Genomic DNA, 16,822 nt, shown 5'->3' with positions numbered 1-16,822 from the left:
CTCTAGCCGAGAGGCATGAACAGCCGAGCCCATCTTTCCATTGGCGCCGTGGTGATGGTCGGCATCGTGTCCGGCCTTTGGTGGATCACGGCGAACCCGAACGCGCCAGCCCCCCCAGCGGCGCGGCCGGAGACGGTTCCCGCAAGTACCGGGACCGTCTCCGGAGACCTCAAGGTCGATAGCAAGCGGGTGGCCCAGCTTGGCATCCGCCTCGCTCCCGCCGTCGCCGCGCAGCAGGCCCCGCTCGCGACGGTGCCAGCGGTGATCCAGCCGCCCGCCAATGCGCGCGTGGCGGTGGCCGCGACATTGCCGGGCGTGGTGATGCGCACGCTGGTCGTCGAAGGCGACACGGTGCGGCAGGGGCAGCCGCTGGCGGTCATTTCGAGCCGCGAGGTTCTGATGATGGGCGCGGACCTGACCCGCGCGAACGCACGCCTCGGAGTCGCTCGATCGAACGCTGCCCGCCTGTCACAGCTCAGCCGCGAAGGCATCATTGCCGGCGCCCGCGCCGACGAGGCTCATGCGATCGCCGTGGAAACCAGCGCCGACGTGTCCGAGAAGGCGCGTATCCTGCGCATGGTCAACGGCCATGGTGCAAGCGGCAGCTATACGCTGACGGCGCCGATCGCGGGCCGCATCACCACGGCCAGCATCCAGACCGGAAATTCGGTGGACGGCACGACCGCGCCTTATGTGATCGATGCAGCGAACCGTTACGAAGTCCTTGGCCAACTGCCCGAGCGGCTAGTGGGACTGGTCCACCCGGGCATGGTGGTGCGGATCGATCCGGACATTCAGGGCCGCGTGACGGCTGTGGGATCTACGATCGATCCGGCGACCCGTTCTGCCAGCGTGAAGGCCGAGATTGCCCCCGGTCCGGGCATCGTGGCGGGGCGGGCGACCAACCTGCTTATTTCCGGCCCGGCGCCCGCGGGCGCGGTAGCCTTGCCTGCCGCCGCCGTCACGACGATGGGAGGCCGGACTGTCGTCTTCGTCGCCACCAAGGGCGGCTTTGCGGTGCGCGACGTCAAGAGCGGCGGGGCGAATGGAAGCCAGGCTGTCCTGCTGTCCGGCGTGAAGCCCGGCGAGCAGGTCGTCATCGCCGGCACGAGCGCGCTCAAAGCGCTCGCCTTGTCGCGGTAACCGGCCAATGCTGCGTTCGCTGGTGGCCATGGGCCTGTCCTATCGCCTGCTCGTGCTCGCTCTCGCCCTGACGGTTGCCGGCCTCGGCGCATGGGCGTTCGTGAACCTGCCGGTCGATGCCTATCCCAATATCGCTCAGACGCAGGTCAAGATGATCCTCAAGGCGCCGGGCATGACGCCCGAGGAGGTGGAGAGCCGCGTCATCACGCCGATCGAAATGGAGATGCTCGGCATTCCCAACCAGGCGATCCTGCGCTCGACCGCCAAATATGCCATTGCCGACATCACCATCGACTTCATCGACGGCACCGACATCTACTGGGCGCGCCAGCAGGTCGCCGAACGCCTGTCAGGCGTGATGGCCGATCTGCCCGCCTCGGTCAGCGGCGGCCTCGCGCCGATCTCGACGCCGCTGTCCGACGTCTACATGTTCACGATCGAAGGGCCGCTCAGCCTCCAGCAGAAGCGCGAACTGCTCGACTGGACGATCCGGCCCGCGCTGCGCACCGTGCCCGGCGTCGCCGACGTCAACGCGCTCGGCGGTTATGTGCGGACATTCGAGGTAAGGCCCGATCCGGTGGCGCTGGCCAGCGCGAAGCTTTCGATCGCTGACCTGCGCGGCGCGATCGAGAGCGGCAATCGCAACGACGGTGCGGGCCGGCTCACCAGCGGCGAGGAATCGCTGATCGTGCGCGCGGTCGGCGCGATCCGCACGGTCGAGGATCTCCAATCGCTGGTGATCGCCAGCCGCGACGGCCGCATCATCCGATTGGGTGATGTCGCATCCGTCGGAACCGGCAGCCTCACCCGCTACGGTGCGGTCACCAAGAATGGCGAGGGGGAGGCCGTCGAGGGGCTGGTGATCGCCTTGCGCGGCGCGGATGCCCGCCTGGTCGTCGACGGTGTCCGCACCCGGCTGGCGGAGCTTCAGAAGACTCTGCCGGCGGGCACCCATATCGATGTCTTCTACGACCGATCCGACCTTATCGGCCGCGCCGTCGGCACGGTCGAGGAAGCGCTGCTCGAAGCTACGATCCTCGTGGTTGTCCTGCTCGTCCTGTTCCTGGGCGACTGGCGCGCCGCCGCGATCGTGGCCGCGACCCTGCCGATGGCGGCGCTGATCACCTTCCTGTTCATGCGCGGCATGGGCCTGTCGGCCAATCTGATGAGCCTGGGCGGTCTCGCCATCGCGATCGGCATGCTGGTCGACGGCGCGGTGGTGGTCGTCGAGAATATCGTCGAGCGGCTGGGGCGGGCGCATGAAGAAGGCCATCCACGCCTCAACCTGATCTTCCAGGCCTCAAGCGAGGTCATCGTGCCGGTCTCGGCCGGCATTGTCATCATCGCGCTCGTCTTCCTGCCGCTGCTCGCGCTCCAGGGGCTCGAGGGCAAACTGTTCGCGCCGGTGGCGCTCACCATCATCTTCGCGCTCGCCGGATCGCTGCTGCTGGCGCTGACGCTGGTTCCTGTCCTGTCGTCCTTCGGCCTCAAGAGCGGCCAACATGGCGAGCCATGGGTTATGCGCCAGTTCTCGCCGCGCTATCACGCGCTGCTGGAGGCCGCGTTTGCCCACAAGCGCGCGGTCTATGGCCTGGCGGGCGCGGGCCTTGTGATCGCCGGCATGGCTTATGGCGCGGTCGGCAAGACCTTCATGCCGACGATGGACGAGGGTTCGGTGATCGTCCAGCTCACTAAGCTGCCCTCGATCAGCCTCGACCAGTCGCTGAAAGGCGACCTTGCGGTGCAGCGGGCGCTTCGTTCCGTGCCGGACGTGCAGGACGTGATCGCGCGCGTCGGCTCGGACGAGATCGGCCTCGATCCGATGGGTCCGAACGAGACCGACAGTTTCATCCGACTGAAGCCGCAGTCCGAGTGGCGCGGCGACAAGGACTTCGTCGTCGGCGAGATCCGCAAGGCGATCGAGGGATTGCCCGGCATCCAGCCGAGCTTCACCCAACCGATAGAGATGCGCGTCTCCGAAATGCTGACTGGCGCGCGCGGCGACCTGGCGGTCAAGATCTTCGGCCCGGACCTGGCGACGCTCGGCGATCTCGCCGGACAGGTCCAGCACGCGCTCCAGGGCATTCGCGGCGCCTCCGAGGTGCTGACCGTCGCGAATGACAGCGTCGATTATCTCCAGCTCGACATCGACCGCACAGCGGCGGGGCGGTTCGGCATGCCGGTCGACCAGTTACAGGATGCCCTGCGCGCCCAGGTGGAAGGCGTCCGGGCCGGTATTGTGGCCGAGGGGCAGAAGCGCGTGCCGATCGTCATCCGGGGGGACGAGAGCCTGCGTTCCGATCCCTCCCGCTTCGCCGACCTGCAACTGAAGACACCGGACGGCGTGTTGGCGCGCGTCAGCGACATGGCCCGCGTCGAGAGGACCGAAGGGCCGGTCAAGCTCGACCATGAGAACGGTTCTCGTTTCGCGCTGGTGCAGGCCTTCGTCTCGGGACGCGACCTGGTCGGTTATGTCGACGAAGCCAAGGCGGCGGTGGCTGCGAAGGTGAAGCTGCCCTCCGGCTATCGCATCGTCTGGGGCGGCCAGTTCGAGAACCAGCAGCGCGCCTCGGCCCGGCTGATGCTCGTCATCCCGGTGGCGCTGTTGCTGATCTTCTTCGTGCTGCTGGCGACGCTCCGGTCGCTGCGCGCCGCGATCCTCATCCTGCTCAATATCCCCTTCGCGATGGTGGGCGGCCTCGTCTCGCTCTGGGCCTCGGGCGAATATCTCTCGGTGCCCGCGTCGGTCGGGTTCATTGCCCTGCTCGGCATCGCCGTGCTGAACGGCCTCGTGCTGGTGGCTTATTTCCGCCAGCTCCTGGCCGAGGGCTATAGCATGGCCGAGGCGGTCCGGCAGGGCGCGGAACGCAGGCTGCGCCCGGTCTTGATGACCGCCAGCATCACCGCCTTCGGCCTTGTGCCCCTGTTGTTCGCCAGCGGTCCGGGATCGGAGATCCAGCGCCCGCTCGCGATCGTCGTCATCGGCGGGCTTATCACCTCCACCCTGCTGACGCTCGTGCTGCTGCCGATCCTGTTCGAGCGCTTTGGCGAAAGTGCCAGGGAAACCGGAAATGCCTGACCTGCTTCTGACCTTCCACTGCGCGATCCGGGACGTGGAGGCGGTCGTGGAGGCGCTCCGCTCCATCGCGCAGGCGCCGATCCATATTCGCGAGGAAGCCGTGCGTGGCCGGGATTTCAGCGACGCGCGGGCCGCCGAGCAGGTCACGGGCAATCTCCGGCGCAACGCGATCGAGCTTATCGTCGCGGATGCAGCGCTGGACGAGGTGGTCGCTGCGGTGACGGCCTCCCGGCACGAGCAGCCGGTTCGCTGGCGTGCCTTGTCGGTGGTCCACCGGGGGAGGATCGCATGAGGCCATCCGTCCTTGCCTTGGCCGTGCTCCTGTCGCTGGCCCCTGGCACGCTCCACGCCCAACGCGCCGACCTTCCACCGGTCGAGAAGATCAATGAAGCGCTCGACAACCATCCGACTGTTGCCGCCGCAGCAGCGAGAGTCGCAGCCGCACGGGCCCAGGGCGACATGTTGCGCAAGGGCACCCATGAGGTTCTGGTCACCAGCAGCTATATTCGCCGCAGCGTTGACCGCGAGGGCGGCTATGATGAGTTCGACACCACAGTTACCCGACCGTTCCGCTTGCCGGGCAAGGCGACGCTCGACCGCAAATCGGGTGCGCTTGGCGTCGAGGTCGCGGAGAACCAGATGGAGGATGCCCGCCATCAGACGGCCTTGATGTTTTCCGGCCTCTGGCATGACTGGCTCACCGCCGGCAGCCTTCACCGCAACGACCTCGACACGGTGCGTTCGCTGGAGGCGGCGCTGGCGGCGCTGCAACGCCGCGTGCAGTTGCGCGATGCCTCGGCGCTCGATCTCGATCAGGGGTCGGCGGCTCTTGCGCAGGCAAAGGCGCAGGCTGCGGCGTCTCGCTCTGCCCGCGAGCAGGCGCGCGTGATGCTTGCGGCCACATTTCCGGAGATACCGCTCCCGCCAGAACCGCCTGAGCTTGCCCTGCCCAAACTGCCGTCGCAGGATCTTGAAGCCATGCGGGCGCTGGTGATCGAGCGCAGCCATGAGATCCGGGCCGCCGATCGCGAGGCGCAGCGGCTCGCTGTCGTCGCGCAACGGGTCCGGGCGGACCGAATTGCCGATCCATCCTTCGGGGTCCGCCTGTTCAGCGAGCGCAGCGGCATGGAGCGAGGCGCCGGCGTGGTGGCGTCCATTCCGCTGGGCGGCGGTTATCGCCGTGCCGCGGCCGATCTGGCCTCGGCCGAGGCGAGTGCCGCCAGCCTCGAACTCGCCAACGTCCAGCGATCGGTCGCTGCCGTCGCCGACGCAGACTTGTCCAACGCGCGCACGCGGCTGGAGGCGTGGCGGAGCGCGCAGGAGTCGGCGCAAAGCGCGGAGCAGGCCGTTGGAAGGACCGAGCGGGGTTACCAACTCGGCGAGATTGATCTGGCTGACATGCTCTATGCCCGCCGGCAGGCCAAGGACAGCCGGCGCTCGGAAATCGAGGCGCGTTCCGAGGCGGCCCGCGCCTTGCTGAAGCTGCAGATCGACTCGCACAGCATCTGGGCACCTGACGAGAATGTGCAATGATCGCTCGGCTGCGGGTGTTTGCCGAGGCTGCCCCCGTTAGCAGCGTGCTTTCATAGATATCTCCAACAGCGGAAAAGGAATCAGCCCAGTTTCGCCGTCGAGGTCAGTGGGGCAGGGGCTTGCGGCTGCCCGCTTGGCCGGCAATGGATCGGCGGATCGCCGAGTGGTTTCTGCCGAACAGCCGCGGATATTGAGAATGACGCGCGTCAATGCATAACCCAGCGCCGCCTGCCGCATACCACAACTGGCTAGATCTATTCTTCGCCCCGTTAATCATCTTCTTTGCCCTCAGCGGCATTGTGCAGATCCTGGGCGTGCACGAAGATGGTCCGGGATATCAGGCCCCACAGTGGATCTAGCCGATCTTCAACGCCGTTCTTGGTGGCGTACTCGGCATGTCGTCGATCCTGGGTATTTGACTTTGCAAACAAGGCGGCGCGTAGGAAGACCACGCTACTGCTGCTTGCCGGGATCGTCGTCTCGGTCCTGCAACTTGCAATCTGACGCGCGCATCCTGGTCCCGACCAATGAGCCGCACGCAGACGCGCCACCATGGGCATAAGGACCACCCCTTGCTCCGCCTCCGTATTGACGTTCGACGGTGTGGTTTTTTACCGTTGCGTTAAGCGGCCACAGCACAATCCGGTACCTTCGAAATCTGAATGCGATCGAGCAGGCCTTCGCCAAGCTTCAACTCCTCCTGCGAACAGCCGTGGAGCGATCGGTCTTCTTGTCGTGGTGACACATCTGATCGCTACCTCGGCCTCGCCCATCGTTCGGAATTGTCATGCAGGAGAATGCTCGTAGTGGCAGCGTTGTAGGAGCGTGCTCATAGGCGAAGGCGAACTGAGCGAAATCCAGCTATTGCCTTGCGCGGACCATCACATCTGAGAATTGAGGACTCGCGCTGATTGCCACGACCTTGGATACCAGTTCATCGATAGGCTCTCGCTCGATCGCTCACGTATCTCGGTTTGCGTCCGGTGATTTGCCCAAGGACGCGCGAGGCTGGGGCCATGCGGAGTCCGATGCCCTTTTTGCTGTCATGAAGGGACAAACATGCTGGATGGCATTTGCCCACAAATTATCGGGTTGCGGTCACACCTGCTGAATGTGCATGATCAACGCACCAACCTCAACACACCTTTCCTTAATATTTACGACATCCTTATGTACGCATTCGTGTAACCACTATTCGTGAAAAATAATTATCATGAAACTCTTTGGATATTCCGCTTAGACTATCCAATATAAGTGGCTACACTGGTAAAATTACTCACCAATAATTTCAAGATCGCCTGTTCTTTCGTTCGTATTTCCAGCGAGAGTTCGGCTCGAGGCCCGCATTCGACCATATGCCCGAATAGGGGACCACGACAAACTGTGTCACTTTGACGGCCGGACATCAAGCGTCTATCCGTATCGTGATGAATGAAAGGAAACGCCACCATATCCTTGATCGCGCCCTGGAGGTGTTTTTCCGCTATGGCTTCAAGCGCGTGTCGATGAACGAGATCGCGGAGGCCGCTGGCATATCGAGGCCCGGCCTTTATCTGTATTTCCAGAGCAAGGAGCAGGTATTTAGCGAGGCGCTCGCTCGTCAAGGCACACTTCTCGTCGATGAAATCTCGTCCAACCTTGGCGCTTATGAATCTGCCTCAGCCAAGCTGCTCTATGCCTTCGAGGTCTGGACCGTCAGCACTTTCGACCGCAATAAGAACTCGCCAGAGGCGCAGGAAATCGTGGACGCAACGCCCCATTTCGCACGCGACGCCCACAAAGCGGTTTATGAGAAATTCGAAAGCCTTCTTGCAGCAGTGGTGGCGGATGCCGGGACTGATATCCAATACCTCAAGCTATCGCCAAGCAAAGTCGCACATATCCTGTCGAGCGCGATGCGCGGTTTCAAAATCGTGGCCAAGGACGGAGCCGAACTTCGGCGTATGCTGAAGGGACTTATTGCACTCACGCTACGGACGCCCGAATCTTGAGCAGTTCGCCCTCGGCCGCTGGCACTTCCAGTTCGGACGGCATTTAGAGGTTGGCGCGGCAAGGGCCTTGAGTGGTTTCACTTATGCCAAGGCTTATCCGAGGTTCCTGAAGCAGTTTCCCACAGTCGGTGAGTGGGAGAGTTCGAGTTCGGAGTTGATCCAGTGCGGCGAGCTTGGATAGCGGCATTGCTCCGCTTCAGATTGGTTCATCGTCTCGGGCGGCGAGGCCGTTGTTCACGCCGGGAGCGCAATCCGCGAAAGCTTTTGGCAAGCGGCTATGAGCGCATCCTGTAAATTCGGGTCGATCGTCCTCGGGTTCGGCGTGCGCTCCCGCATGTGATAGAAATAGCGGCCCGTGACCCTTGCTCCCAGATCGTCGCTGGTGGCCAGCCAAGCCTGCGTACGATGTGCCTGATCCATGTCGTCCGGCGCGCCTGGCCCGCCCATACGGGTCGGCACCCAGCCCGGCTCGAGGGAATTGGACAAGACGGACGGCCAGCGTCGTGCAATCGCAAAGGCGAGAAGCACGTCGTGGAATTTGCTTTCCGCATAGGCTTCGGAGCCGTTCCATCGACGGCGCCGCCATGCCAGATCACTGACATCCGCGTTCGTGCCGCGATGCATGCCCGAACTAAGATAGACGAGCCGATCTGGTTTTTCGATCAGTGCCGTCAGGATGTAAGGCGCCAGGACGTTGATCGCGAAGACATGCGATAGGCCGTCCTCCGTCTCGAGACGTTCTCGTTCGCGATACCCGACGCCGGCGTTGTGGATCACGGCATCGAAGCGGCCGAGTCCGTTTACCTGCTCTGCGACATGGCGGGCCCCTGCGATACTCGACAGATCTCCTACGACCGCTGCCTCCACCGCCGGCAGCGCCCGCCGCGCATCAGCTGCGCGCGCGTCGTTCCTCGCATGAAGGACAACCCTATGGCCTTGCTCTGCAAGCAACTGGCCGGCCATCAGACCGAGCCCGGTCGATGATCCCGTGATGAACACTCTCCGCACGCGCTTCTTCTCCGCCTCGGAACTCACCTCGCGACGAGCGCCTTGATGACGCCATCGAGCCTCACCGTTCCAATTCGATGCTCGGTGCCCTTTCGTTCGAAATCGATCCAGCCCTCGTTGAAACCGTCGAGCATGCGAATGCGTGGCATCGGGTTGGCCATGCCCTGTGAGCGAAACAAGGCCTCCCAGCTATCGCGAGGCACTGGCTTCATCTCGACAGGATGACCGAGGGCCGACGAGAAAGCGGAGGCGATATCATTTGCGGAGTAGCGCTCCGGGCCCTCAAGTTCGACGACGCGCACGCCGGTCCAGTCTTCCTGCAACAGGCTCGCCGCTGTCTGTCCGATGTCGGCCGTGGCGACCATCGGGATCGCATGATCCAGTGGCTGAAGGAAGCTCGGAACCACGCCCTCTCGTGCTGCTCCCACGTCCCAGCTCGCATTCTCCATGAACCAGGCAGCGCGCAGGGAGCAGACCGGGATGGGGGTGCGGCGCAGCGCCTCCTCCATCAGCCTCGAATTGTTGAGGAGCATCGGCTCCTCGACATGCGCACCGACAGTCGACAGAAACACCAGCCTGCCCGGCCGCGCGACCTCGATGGCCGACATAACCGCAGCAGCGATCTCCATTGTTTGCGGAAACCCAGGCTCGGGATCATAGTTCGGCGGCATCATCAGAAACACCGCTTCGGCATCCGCAAAGGCGCCCTTCAGCGCTTCGGGATCGAGGACGTCCGCCACCGCGATCTCGCATCCCCTGGCGGCCCACGCTGCGCCCTTCTCCGCGTTTCGGACAACCGCGCGAACGGGGAGGCCCGCCCCGAGCAGGGCCTGCGCGACGGCGCCGCCGACCTGCCCGGTGATTCCGGTGACTACATACATGTGCTTCTCCATCAGTCGTGATTGCCTCACACCGCCCAGGTCGGCGGCCCGGCATCCCACAGGGCCTGGCACATGGCTTCGAGTTGGGCCGGACTACTGCTGGCTATTGCCCACAGATCCTCCGCCGCCACGTCTGAATAGACGTGGTCAAGGCCATGAATTATTCCCTCAAGGGTTCGCTCGGCGACCTGCGCTGGGGGTGTCTTCTCCGCCTCGACCGCAGCAGCCATGTCCGTGTCGATAAAGCCGGCATAGACGCCCGACACCTGAGTGCCCTGGCCCTTGAGCTGCACCCTTAACGCGTTGGTGACCGCCAACGCGGCATGTTTCGTAGCGCAGTACGTGGCGTTGAAAGGATAGACGTACCAGCTCACGACGGAGAGCATGTTGGCGATAGCTCCGCCCCCGTTGCGGGCGAGAACCGGGGCAAAGGCGTTTGCCATGCGGAGCACGCCGAAGACATTGACTTCCATCTCCGCACGCAAGGCTGCCTCGGCGTTTGGGGCGATGATAGGCGTCGCGAGCATGGCGCCGGCGTTATTGATGAGAAGTGTGACATCGGGGCAGGCGGAAACCGCCCTTGCAATTTGCTCGGACGACGTCACGTCGAGCTGCAATGGCGTCGCCCGGCTATCAGCGACGGTCGCCGGATCTCGCGCTCCAGCATACACCTTTGCAGCGCCGTGCGCGAAGAGCGCGTCCACATAGGCCTTGCCTAGTCCGCGATTGGCGCCGGTGACCAAAGCGGTGCAACCTTTGATATCCATTGCGGCCTCCCATCTGAGCGAGCCCAAGAATACCGCGAAGTGATCCAGGCCTTCAGTGCCGCTTTGTCATGACATTCGTGACGTTTTGCTGGCAATCCGCCGGCCCGCCCTCTTGGAGTTCGCTCAGGTCAAGGCGACCTCAGTCACGCTTCCGGGACGGCGATCCTGCCACAGAAGTCGATGAATGCGCGGACTTTTGCTGCGGGATGCCGTCGGGACGGATGGATGACATGGAGGGGGAATGTCTCTCCGGGCCAATCGGAAAACAGCTCGATCAATTGCCCGCCATCCAGCAGGTCCTGGATACCGAGCGCCATTACCTGAGCAATCCCGGCGCCTGCGAGGCACGCGCCAAGCATCGTTCCGACGTCTGTTACGAGGAGGGGCCCCGAGACTTCGACGGGAACGATCCGCTTCCCGCGCTGCAATTCCCATCCGAAGGGGCGGGCCGTCAGCGGGTCTCTGTATTGGATGCAGGCATGTCGCGACAAATCCGACGGTCCAGCCGGCCTGCCATGCTTCTCCAGGTAGGACGGCGCTGCAACCGTGAGAATTCGGGTTTGCAGCAGCACACGGGATATCTGCGACGACTCGCTCTGCGGCCCGAAACGGACCGCGACGTCGATCCCCTCGGATACCAGATCTCCCATCGTATCGCTCGTCAGCAGTTCGATCGTAAGCTCCGGATAGGCCCGGATGAAATCTGTAAGGCGTGGCGCCAGGACGAGCCGCGAAAAATAGGGGTCGACGTTTACGCGCAGGCGGCCTCGCACGACCTTCGAAGATCCCGACGCAAGTATCGCCGCCTCCTCGATGCCATCGAGATGCGGAAGAACCTGCTCGTAGAAGAGACGTCCTTCACCAGTGAGATGAAGAGCCCGTGTCGTTCGGTCGAGCAGCCGTACACCGATCCGGCTCTCGAGTCGCGATATCGCCCGGCTGACGCCGGACGCCGAGAGCCCCAGCACGTCCGCCGCCTTCACGAAGCTGCCATTCTCCACCACCGCGGCGAGCACGCTCACCCCCGCCAGCACCCTTCCATCGAACGCCACGCCTCATTCCTCATTATTCGTCACGGATAGTGCGACGGAGCGTGAGTTCAGTCAAAGGCGGGTTCATCCGCGGAGACAGCCTGATTGCGGTCGACTCCGGCGCCTCCCGCAAGGTTCCCGAAAATGCCGCCCACGGAATAAACGATGAGGGCGATGTTGCTTTCCACATCACCGACACCATGCGCTCTCAGCAACGACGGTAGCCAATTCAGGAAAACATAGACCACGAGTGTGGAGCAGAAGGCGATCGACCAGATGAGAAGGGTTCCGATCAGCCGCTGTCCTCCTGCCAGCGCCTCAAGGAAGGAAGTGCGTACCGCCGCGCTTGCTTCGAGTTCCTGAGCAGGACCGCCGGAAGGAACTCGTCGCCAGATAAACGGCAGGAACAGCAGGGGGCCGACGCCGCCAATATAGAAAACGAGACGCCAATCCGGATAAAGCGCCAGCAGGCCGGCAGCTATCCCGGCAAGCGGACCGCTCGTCATCATGATGCCGATCGCCGTTGACCGGAACGAAGGCCTGGCAGCTTCGCCTGCCATCGTCACAAGCATCGGGAACAGACCACCACATCCAAGCCCGGCAACAAGCCGAACGATGAGCAACGATTGATAGCTGAAGGCCGAGGCGGTTCCGATCGACCCGAGCGCCATCATCAGGATCGACACGAGTATTATCGGACGGCGTCCATACAGGTCCGCGGCACGGCCGCCGACGATGGCCCCGATCATCAGTCCGAACAGCGCAGTGCTTGCGACCAGGCCTGCTTGAGCTGAATCGAGCGCCAAATCGCTCGACATCCTTGGCAGCGTATAGCCGACCGCGATGAGATCGATCCCCTCAAGGAACCCGAGACCTACGGCCATCAGCAATAGCCAGGGATCCCGGAGCCGCGGTGAACGCGCTGCGCCTGCGGCAAGCTGATGTTCGGCTCTTTTCATTGGCTCTCCTTGTAAGGCGGTGCGCGACCTCTCCCGAAACCATTCGGCATAGCTTATAGAAAAGTGTCGAACCGCTAATGCGTCAAAGTTCCGAATTCATGCGCCTACGTTCAAATATGCACCGATCGCCGATCGCCGCGCGGCCCTGAACAGGAAGCTGCCCTGAGCATTGGCAGGTACGTATTGGCGCACCGAACGGCCGTTCATGCACTGGAGCAGAGTTACGGTTCGGACGGTACCGACCGAGCCTGGATCGAACTATTGCGCTTGAAAGGCTCTGGCGGATGCCCGAGAATTCAATTCCAATGACCGATCCTCTCTCTGACCTGCTGGAAATGGTGCATGCGCGATCCGCTATTTCGGGTCGAATGATAGCGGGTGGAGAATGGGCACGACGCTTCGCCAACCTTAACGCGATCAAGTTCTGCGCTGCGATCGAAGGGAAGGCGTGGTGGTTCATGGAAGGCATGGCCGAACCGTTGCGTTTTGAGGCCGGCGACATACTGGTCATGAACGGAACGCGTCCGCTAATCCTCGCCAGCACTCCCGGACTGATCCGCGATGCAGAGAACACGCCGCTCTTCAGGGATGAAGCCGGCATATACCGGCTCGGCCGCGGTGAAGACTTCATCATGCTGGGAGGTGCCGTCACTGTCGACGAACGACGGCAGCCCCTGCTTCTTGCCGGGTTGCCGCCGGTTCTGGTCGTGAGCAGCGCCGCAAACGAGGCTTCGACATTGGGATGGCTGCTCAAGCAATTGCTCTCGGAACTGGAACTGCAAGGGCGGCCTGGGCACACGATCGTCATCGCCGAGCTGGCGCAATTGCTGTTCGTGAAGACCCTCAGGGCATACCTCATGCACGCCCCCGGAAATGACGGCGGTTGGCTCAAAGGTCTGGGCGACAAGAAGCTGGCGCCGGCGCTCAGCCGCATGCACAGCGAGCCGGCTCGCAACTGGAATCTGGAAGAGCTTGCGCAGGCGGCCGGAATGCCGCGGACCTCTTTTGCCGTTCGCTTCCGGCGCATCATGGGAATTCCGCCGCTGACTTATCTAACGACCTGGCGAATGCATATCGCCGAACGGGATTTAAGGACGGGCGCCTCGATCGCCGAGATTGCTGAGGCGGTCGGATATAAATCCGAAAGCGCCTTCAGCCATGCGTTCAAGCGCATCATCGGAGTGGCTCCCGGGAGGTGCAGATGGCAACAGACCTTCGGCGAAACCCGTCTGCCGCTCCCGCACGCAGAGGCCCGCCCATTCCGGGTTGTGGCCTGACGAAGGCGCCGCCTCTGCATCGAGCGTCTATGGCGCCGCGATCGCAAGGCTGGCATCCGGCCGCATTTCCAGGACGATCATCATAGATCGGTGGCTTGCTCCAGGGACTTTCCCCGGAGCAAGCCTATGCCCGATCAGGCCGCCGCGCGGGGTTTCAGCAGATCGCCCAGCCCGAAGCGGTGGAGAACCTCGATCCGCATCCGGTCCGCCACGGCGTTGACCACCTCGGCGCCATCGTCCGATGGATCGATGTGGACGCGGAAGGGGCGCTTGCCGAAAGGCGTTTCGACCACCTTCACCATGACCCGGGCGACCTCCTCGGGATCGGCATCGGCCGGCTCCGCTGCGATCTGGCCCTTCATGCTGATATCAGCGATGTCGGCGGTCGGCCCGTTGGCGTATTCCTCCGCGCGCCGCTCGTCACCGGGTGCGCCGGCGTGGGCGAAGTGATTGGTGCCCTTCGTGAAGGCACCCGGCACGACGATCGTCGTCTCGACGCCCCAGCGGGCCAGCTCGGAAGCGTAGCTGACCGCCAGCGCATCCATCGCCGCCTTCGCCGCAAAATAGGGCGCCAAATAAGGCGGCGTACCTCCGCGGGTGCTGGACGAACCCACCCAGAGCAGCAAGGCTTCGCCCTGCTTGCGCATATGCGGCAGGACTGCGCGATTGAGACGCTGCGTACCAACGACGTTGATGTCGTAAAGCTGGATGTATTGCTCGGGCAGGAAGGCTTCCGCCGGTCCGTAGGCCATGTGACCGGCATTGTGGACCACCACGTCGATGCGGCCCGTATCTGCGATCACCTTGGCGACCGCGGCATCGACCGAATCCTGCGATGTCACGTCGAGTTCGACCGTGCGCAGGTCGACGCCATGCATCCTGGCATATTCCGCGACCTCGGCGACCTGCGTTGTGTTCCGCCCGGACAGGCTGCGCATGCTGGCATAAACCGTGTGTCCGGCCTGGGCGAAGTGATTGGCCGCCATGCGGCCGAAGCCACTGGAGGCGCCAGTGACGAGAATGACCTTGCTCATCGTTGTTCTCCATATTTCCTGTTCAGATGATTCCGCCGTTGGCGCGCAGCACCTGCCCGTTGATCCAGGCGCCGTCGGGACCGGCGAGGAAGGCGACGGCGTTGGCGATATCGTCCGGCTGTCCCAGCCGCTCGAGCGGCGCGAGCCTGGCCAACTGATCGACCACATCCTGCGACTTGCCGTTGAGGAAGAGATCCGTCGCCGTCGGGCCGGGGGCCACGGTGTTCACGGTGATGCTTCGGCCGCGCAGTTCCTTTGAGAGAACATGCGTCATGGCTTCGACGCCGGCCTTGGTCGCTGCGTAAATGCCGTAAGTGGGCTGGTAGAGCCCCACCACGCTGGACGAGAAATTGATGATCCGTCCGCCCTCACGCAGCCGGTTCGCCGCCTCGCGCAACGTGTTGAAGGTGCCTTTCAGGTTGATCGCGATCAGCCGGTCGAAGGTTGCATCGTCCGTCGCGCCGATGGGAGCGAGGCCCATCACGCCGGCATTGTTCACCAGCACGTCCACGCCGCCGAAGGCGGTCTCGGCGGCCTCGAACATGCGACGGACAGCATCGGCGTCGCCGACGTCGGCCCTTGCCGATCGCGCCCGACCCCCAGCCTGTTCGATCTCCTGGACGATCGACTCCGCGGCCGCCTCACTGCCGGAATAGTTGACGATGGTGACGAATCCGTCCGCCGCCAATCGCCGCGCGATGGCGGCGCCGATGCCGCGCGATGCGCCGGTCACGACGGCGACTTTATTGGTTTCCTGGGTCATACGGGTTTCTCCTGTGAGCATCTGACGAACAACATAGTCCTCTGGTGAATTTGGATAATTAGCCTATCCTCGCCATCTGCATTCGATATCTGGAACAATCTTATGGATCGTATCGACGCGATGCGTCTCTTTGTCCGGATCGTGGAGCGCCGCAGCTTCGCTGCAGCCGCCCGCGATCTCAGTGTGCCACGGTCCAGCGTTACGCAGGGCATCCAGGAGCTGGAACGCCGACTAGGTGCGCAGTTGCTCCAGCGGACGACCCGGCAGGTCCGCCCGACTCTCGATGGAGAGGCCTTCTATCGCCGCTGCCTGTCCATCGTCGCTGATATCGAAGAGGCGGAGGCAGCCTTTAGCGGCGCGAAACCGACAGGCTTGCTCCGGGTCGATGTCCACGGCACCCTTGCGAGGCATTTCATGATGCCGGGTCTGCCGCTCTTCCTGGAGACCTATCCCGGCATCCAGTTGCTGGTCAGCGAGGCGGACGGGTTCGTGGATTTGACCCGAGACGGCGTGGATTGCGTGCTGAGGGTAGGAGAACTGCCCGACAGCTCGCTGATCGGCCGGCGCATCGCCACCCTGGAACAAGGCACGTTCGCCAGCCCGGACTATCTGGATCGGCACGGCGTCCCACGGATGCTGCAGCAACTCGATGGCCATCGCATGATCGGCTATATGTCCCACGTGACGGGCGAGGTAATTCCGCTCGAATTCACCGCCGCTGGAAAAGTCCAGACGATGATCCTGCCGGCCAGCATCATGGTCACCGGCGCCGAGACAAATGTCTCGGCAGCGCGACTTGGATTCGGACTGATCCAGGTGCCACGCTACAGGGTTGCAGAAGATATCGCGGCGGGCTCTCTGGTTGAGATTCTGCTGGACTTCCCGCCTTCCGCCTTGCCGGTCCATGTGCTCTACACACGGACGCGCCAATTGTCTCCGCGTGTACGCGTTTTCGTCGACTGGCTGGCGAAGGAGTTCGCCGCGAAGCTGCCGCGCTGATCAGGCAGGGCGCGCAACGCGGATCGAGATCAGGCTGGCCAGGGCTGCGGCGAGCATGGTCAGGCTCATGCCGACCGCAGGGCCGACCGGCGCGAGAGCGATCGCCACGCTGCCGGCGGCGGCGCCGAGCAGCATCTGGCACGACCGAAGCACCGCGGCGGCAATGCCGGCCATGCTGCCCATCGGCACAAGCGCCTCGTGGCTCGCATGCGGGCCGAGCAGGCCGTAGCAGGCGTTGCTGAGAAAGAGCAGCGGCAGCAGCGTCCAGGCCCCAGCCCAACCGCTCAGGCACAGGAGCACCATCACCGCGGTGGAACCCGTGCCGATCAACGCTCCTGTGTGCAACGACAAATTCGA

Annotated in this window: 16 protein-coding genes; 7 read left to right on the top strand and 9 right to left on the bottom strand. The window is 63.5% G+C overall.

The features are described from left to right. Positions 1–15 precede the first annotated feature (15 nt). The 4 genes from EBBID32_RS16775 to EBBID32_RS16760 are packed head-to-tail and all read left to right on the top strand — an operon-like array spanning position 16 to position 5,755. Entirely contained in the window at positions 16–1,143 is a 1,128-nt protein-coding gene (locus EBBID32_RS16775; protein WP_006961657.1) for an efflux RND transporter periplasmic adaptor subunit, read from the top strand. Positions 1,144–1,150: 7 nt separating this feature from the next. Then, positions 1,151–4,222 (top strand): efflux RND transporter permease subunit, encoded by a 3,072-nt coding sequence (locus tag EBBID32_RS16770; protein WP_006961655.1) that lies wholly within the window; start codon positions 1,151–1,153, stop codon positions 4,220–4,222. Further along, positions 4,215–4,514, top strand: a complete 300-nt coding sequence (locus tag EBBID32_RS16765; protein WP_006961653.1) for a DUF3240 family protein — start codon at positions 4,215–4,217, stop codon at positions 4,512–4,514. Before EBBID32_RS16770 ends, EBBID32_RS16765 begins: the two co-directional genes overlap by 8 nt. After that, on the top strand, positions 4,511–5,755 hold the full coding sequence (locus EBBID32_RS16760) for a TolC family protein (RefSeq protein WP_006961651.1): 1,245 nt from the start codon (positions 4,511–4,513) through the stop codon (positions 5,753–5,755). Before EBBID32_RS16765 ends, EBBID32_RS16760 begins: the two co-directional genes overlap by 4 nt. A 269-nt stretch (positions 5,756–6,024) precedes the next feature. Here the strand turns inward: EBBID32_RS16760 and EBBID32_RS24210 are convergent, their stop codons facing one another. Then, the gene (locus tag EBBID32_RS24210) at positions 6,025–6,315 is read right to left on the bottom strand and encodes a hypothetical protein (protein WP_156022600.1); all 291 of its coding nucleotides are present in this window, start codon (positions 6,313–6,315) and stop codon (positions 6,025–6,027) included. A gap of 867 nt (positions 6,316–7,182) precedes the next feature. On the opposite strand from EBBID32_RS24210, the gene EBBID32_RS16745 reads away from it, so the two are divergent. Then, the gene (locus EBBID32_RS16745) at positions 7,183–7,746 is read left to right on the top strand and encodes a TetR/AcrR family transcriptional regulator (RefSeq protein ID WP_006961646.1); all 564 of its coding nucleotides are present in this window, start codon (positions 7,183–7,185) and stop codon (positions 7,744–7,746) included. Between the two features lie 234 nt (positions 7,747–7,980). Here the strand turns inward: EBBID32_RS16745 and EBBID32_RS16740 are convergent, their stop codons facing one another. The 5 genes from EBBID32_RS16740 to EBBID32_RS16720 form a co-directional block, all read right to left on the bottom strand. Next, entirely contained in the window at positions 7,981–8,781 is an 801-nt protein-coding gene (locus EBBID32_RS16740; protein WP_231382229.1) for an SDR family NAD(P)-dependent oxidoreductase, read from the bottom strand. Beyond that, positions 8,778–9,635, bottom strand: a complete 858-nt coding sequence (locus EBBID32_RS16735; protein ID WP_006961644.1) for an NmrA family NAD(P)-binding protein — start codon at positions 9,633–9,635, stop codon at positions 8,778–8,780. The genes EBBID32_RS16740 and EBBID32_RS16735 overlap by 4 nt, the downstream gene beginning before the upstream one ends. Before the next feature lie 26 nt (positions 9,636–9,661). Next, positions 9,662–10,402, bottom strand: coding sequence for an SDR family oxidoreductase (locus EBBID32_RS16730; protein ID WP_006961643.1), 741 nt, complete (start codon positions 10,400–10,402; stop codon positions 9,662–9,664). A 143-nt stretch (positions 10,403–10,545) separates the two neighbouring features. Further along, on the bottom strand, positions 10,546–11,454 hold the full coding sequence (locus EBBID32_RS16725) for a LysR family transcriptional regulator (protein ID WP_006961642.1): 909 nt from the start codon (positions 11,452–11,454) through the stop codon (positions 10,546–10,548). 47 nt (positions 11,455–11,501) lie between these two features. Beyond that, entirely contained in the window at positions 11,502–12,392 is an 891-nt protein-coding gene (locus tag EBBID32_RS16720; RefSeq protein WP_006961641.1) for an MFS transporter, read from the bottom strand. 305 nt (positions 12,393–12,697) lie between these two features. Between EBBID32_RS16720 and EBBID32_RS16715 the strand changes: the two genes are divergently transcribed. Next, complete coding sequence (locus EBBID32_RS16715; RefSeq protein ID WP_006961640.1) at positions 12,698–13,669, top strand: AraC family transcriptional regulator; 972 nt, start codon at positions 12,698–12,700, stop codon at positions 13,667–13,669. Positions 13,670–13,803: 134 nt separating this feature from the next. On the opposite strand, the gene EBBID32_RS16710 is transcribed toward EBBID32_RS16715, so the two are convergent. Both EBBID32_RS16710 and EBBID32_RS16705 read right to left on the bottom strand, forming a co-directional pair. Further along, positions 13,804–14,703, bottom strand: coding sequence for an SDR family oxidoreductase (locus EBBID32_RS16710; protein WP_006961639.1), 900 nt, complete (start codon positions 14,701–14,703; stop codon positions 13,804–13,806). A 22-nt stretch (positions 14,704–14,725) separates the two neighbouring features. Beyond that, the gene (locus EBBID32_RS16705; RefSeq protein ID WP_006961638.1) at positions 14,726–15,466 is read right to left on the bottom strand and encodes an SDR family oxidoreductase; all 741 of its coding nucleotides are present in this window, start codon (positions 15,464–15,466) and stop codon (positions 14,726–14,728) included. Positions 15,467–15,568: 102 nt separating this feature from the next. Here EBBID32_RS16705 and EBBID32_RS16700 point away from each other — a divergent pair, with 102 nt between their 5' ends. Next, a complete protein-coding gene (locus EBBID32_RS16700) occupies positions 15,569–16,465 on the top strand; it encodes a LysR family transcriptional regulator (protein WP_006961637.1) in 897 nt (298 codons plus the stop codon). Here the strand turns inward: EBBID32_RS16700 and EBBID32_RS16695 are convergent. Beyond that, the coding region (locus tag EBBID32_RS16695) for a hypothetical protein (RefSeq protein ID WP_037491397.1) at positions 16,466–16,822 on the bottom strand (357 nt) is incomplete at its 5' end. It abuts the gene before it with no gap.

The organism is Sphingobium indicum BiD32 (genome assembly GCF_000382885.1).
Taxonomy (GTDB): Bacteria; Pseudomonadota; Alphaproteobacteria; order Sphingomonadales; family Sphingomonadaceae; genus Sphingobium; species Sphingobium japonicum_C.
Note: the sequence above shows the minus strand (reverse complement) of the source record. Positions and strands in the feature narration are given on the sequence as shown.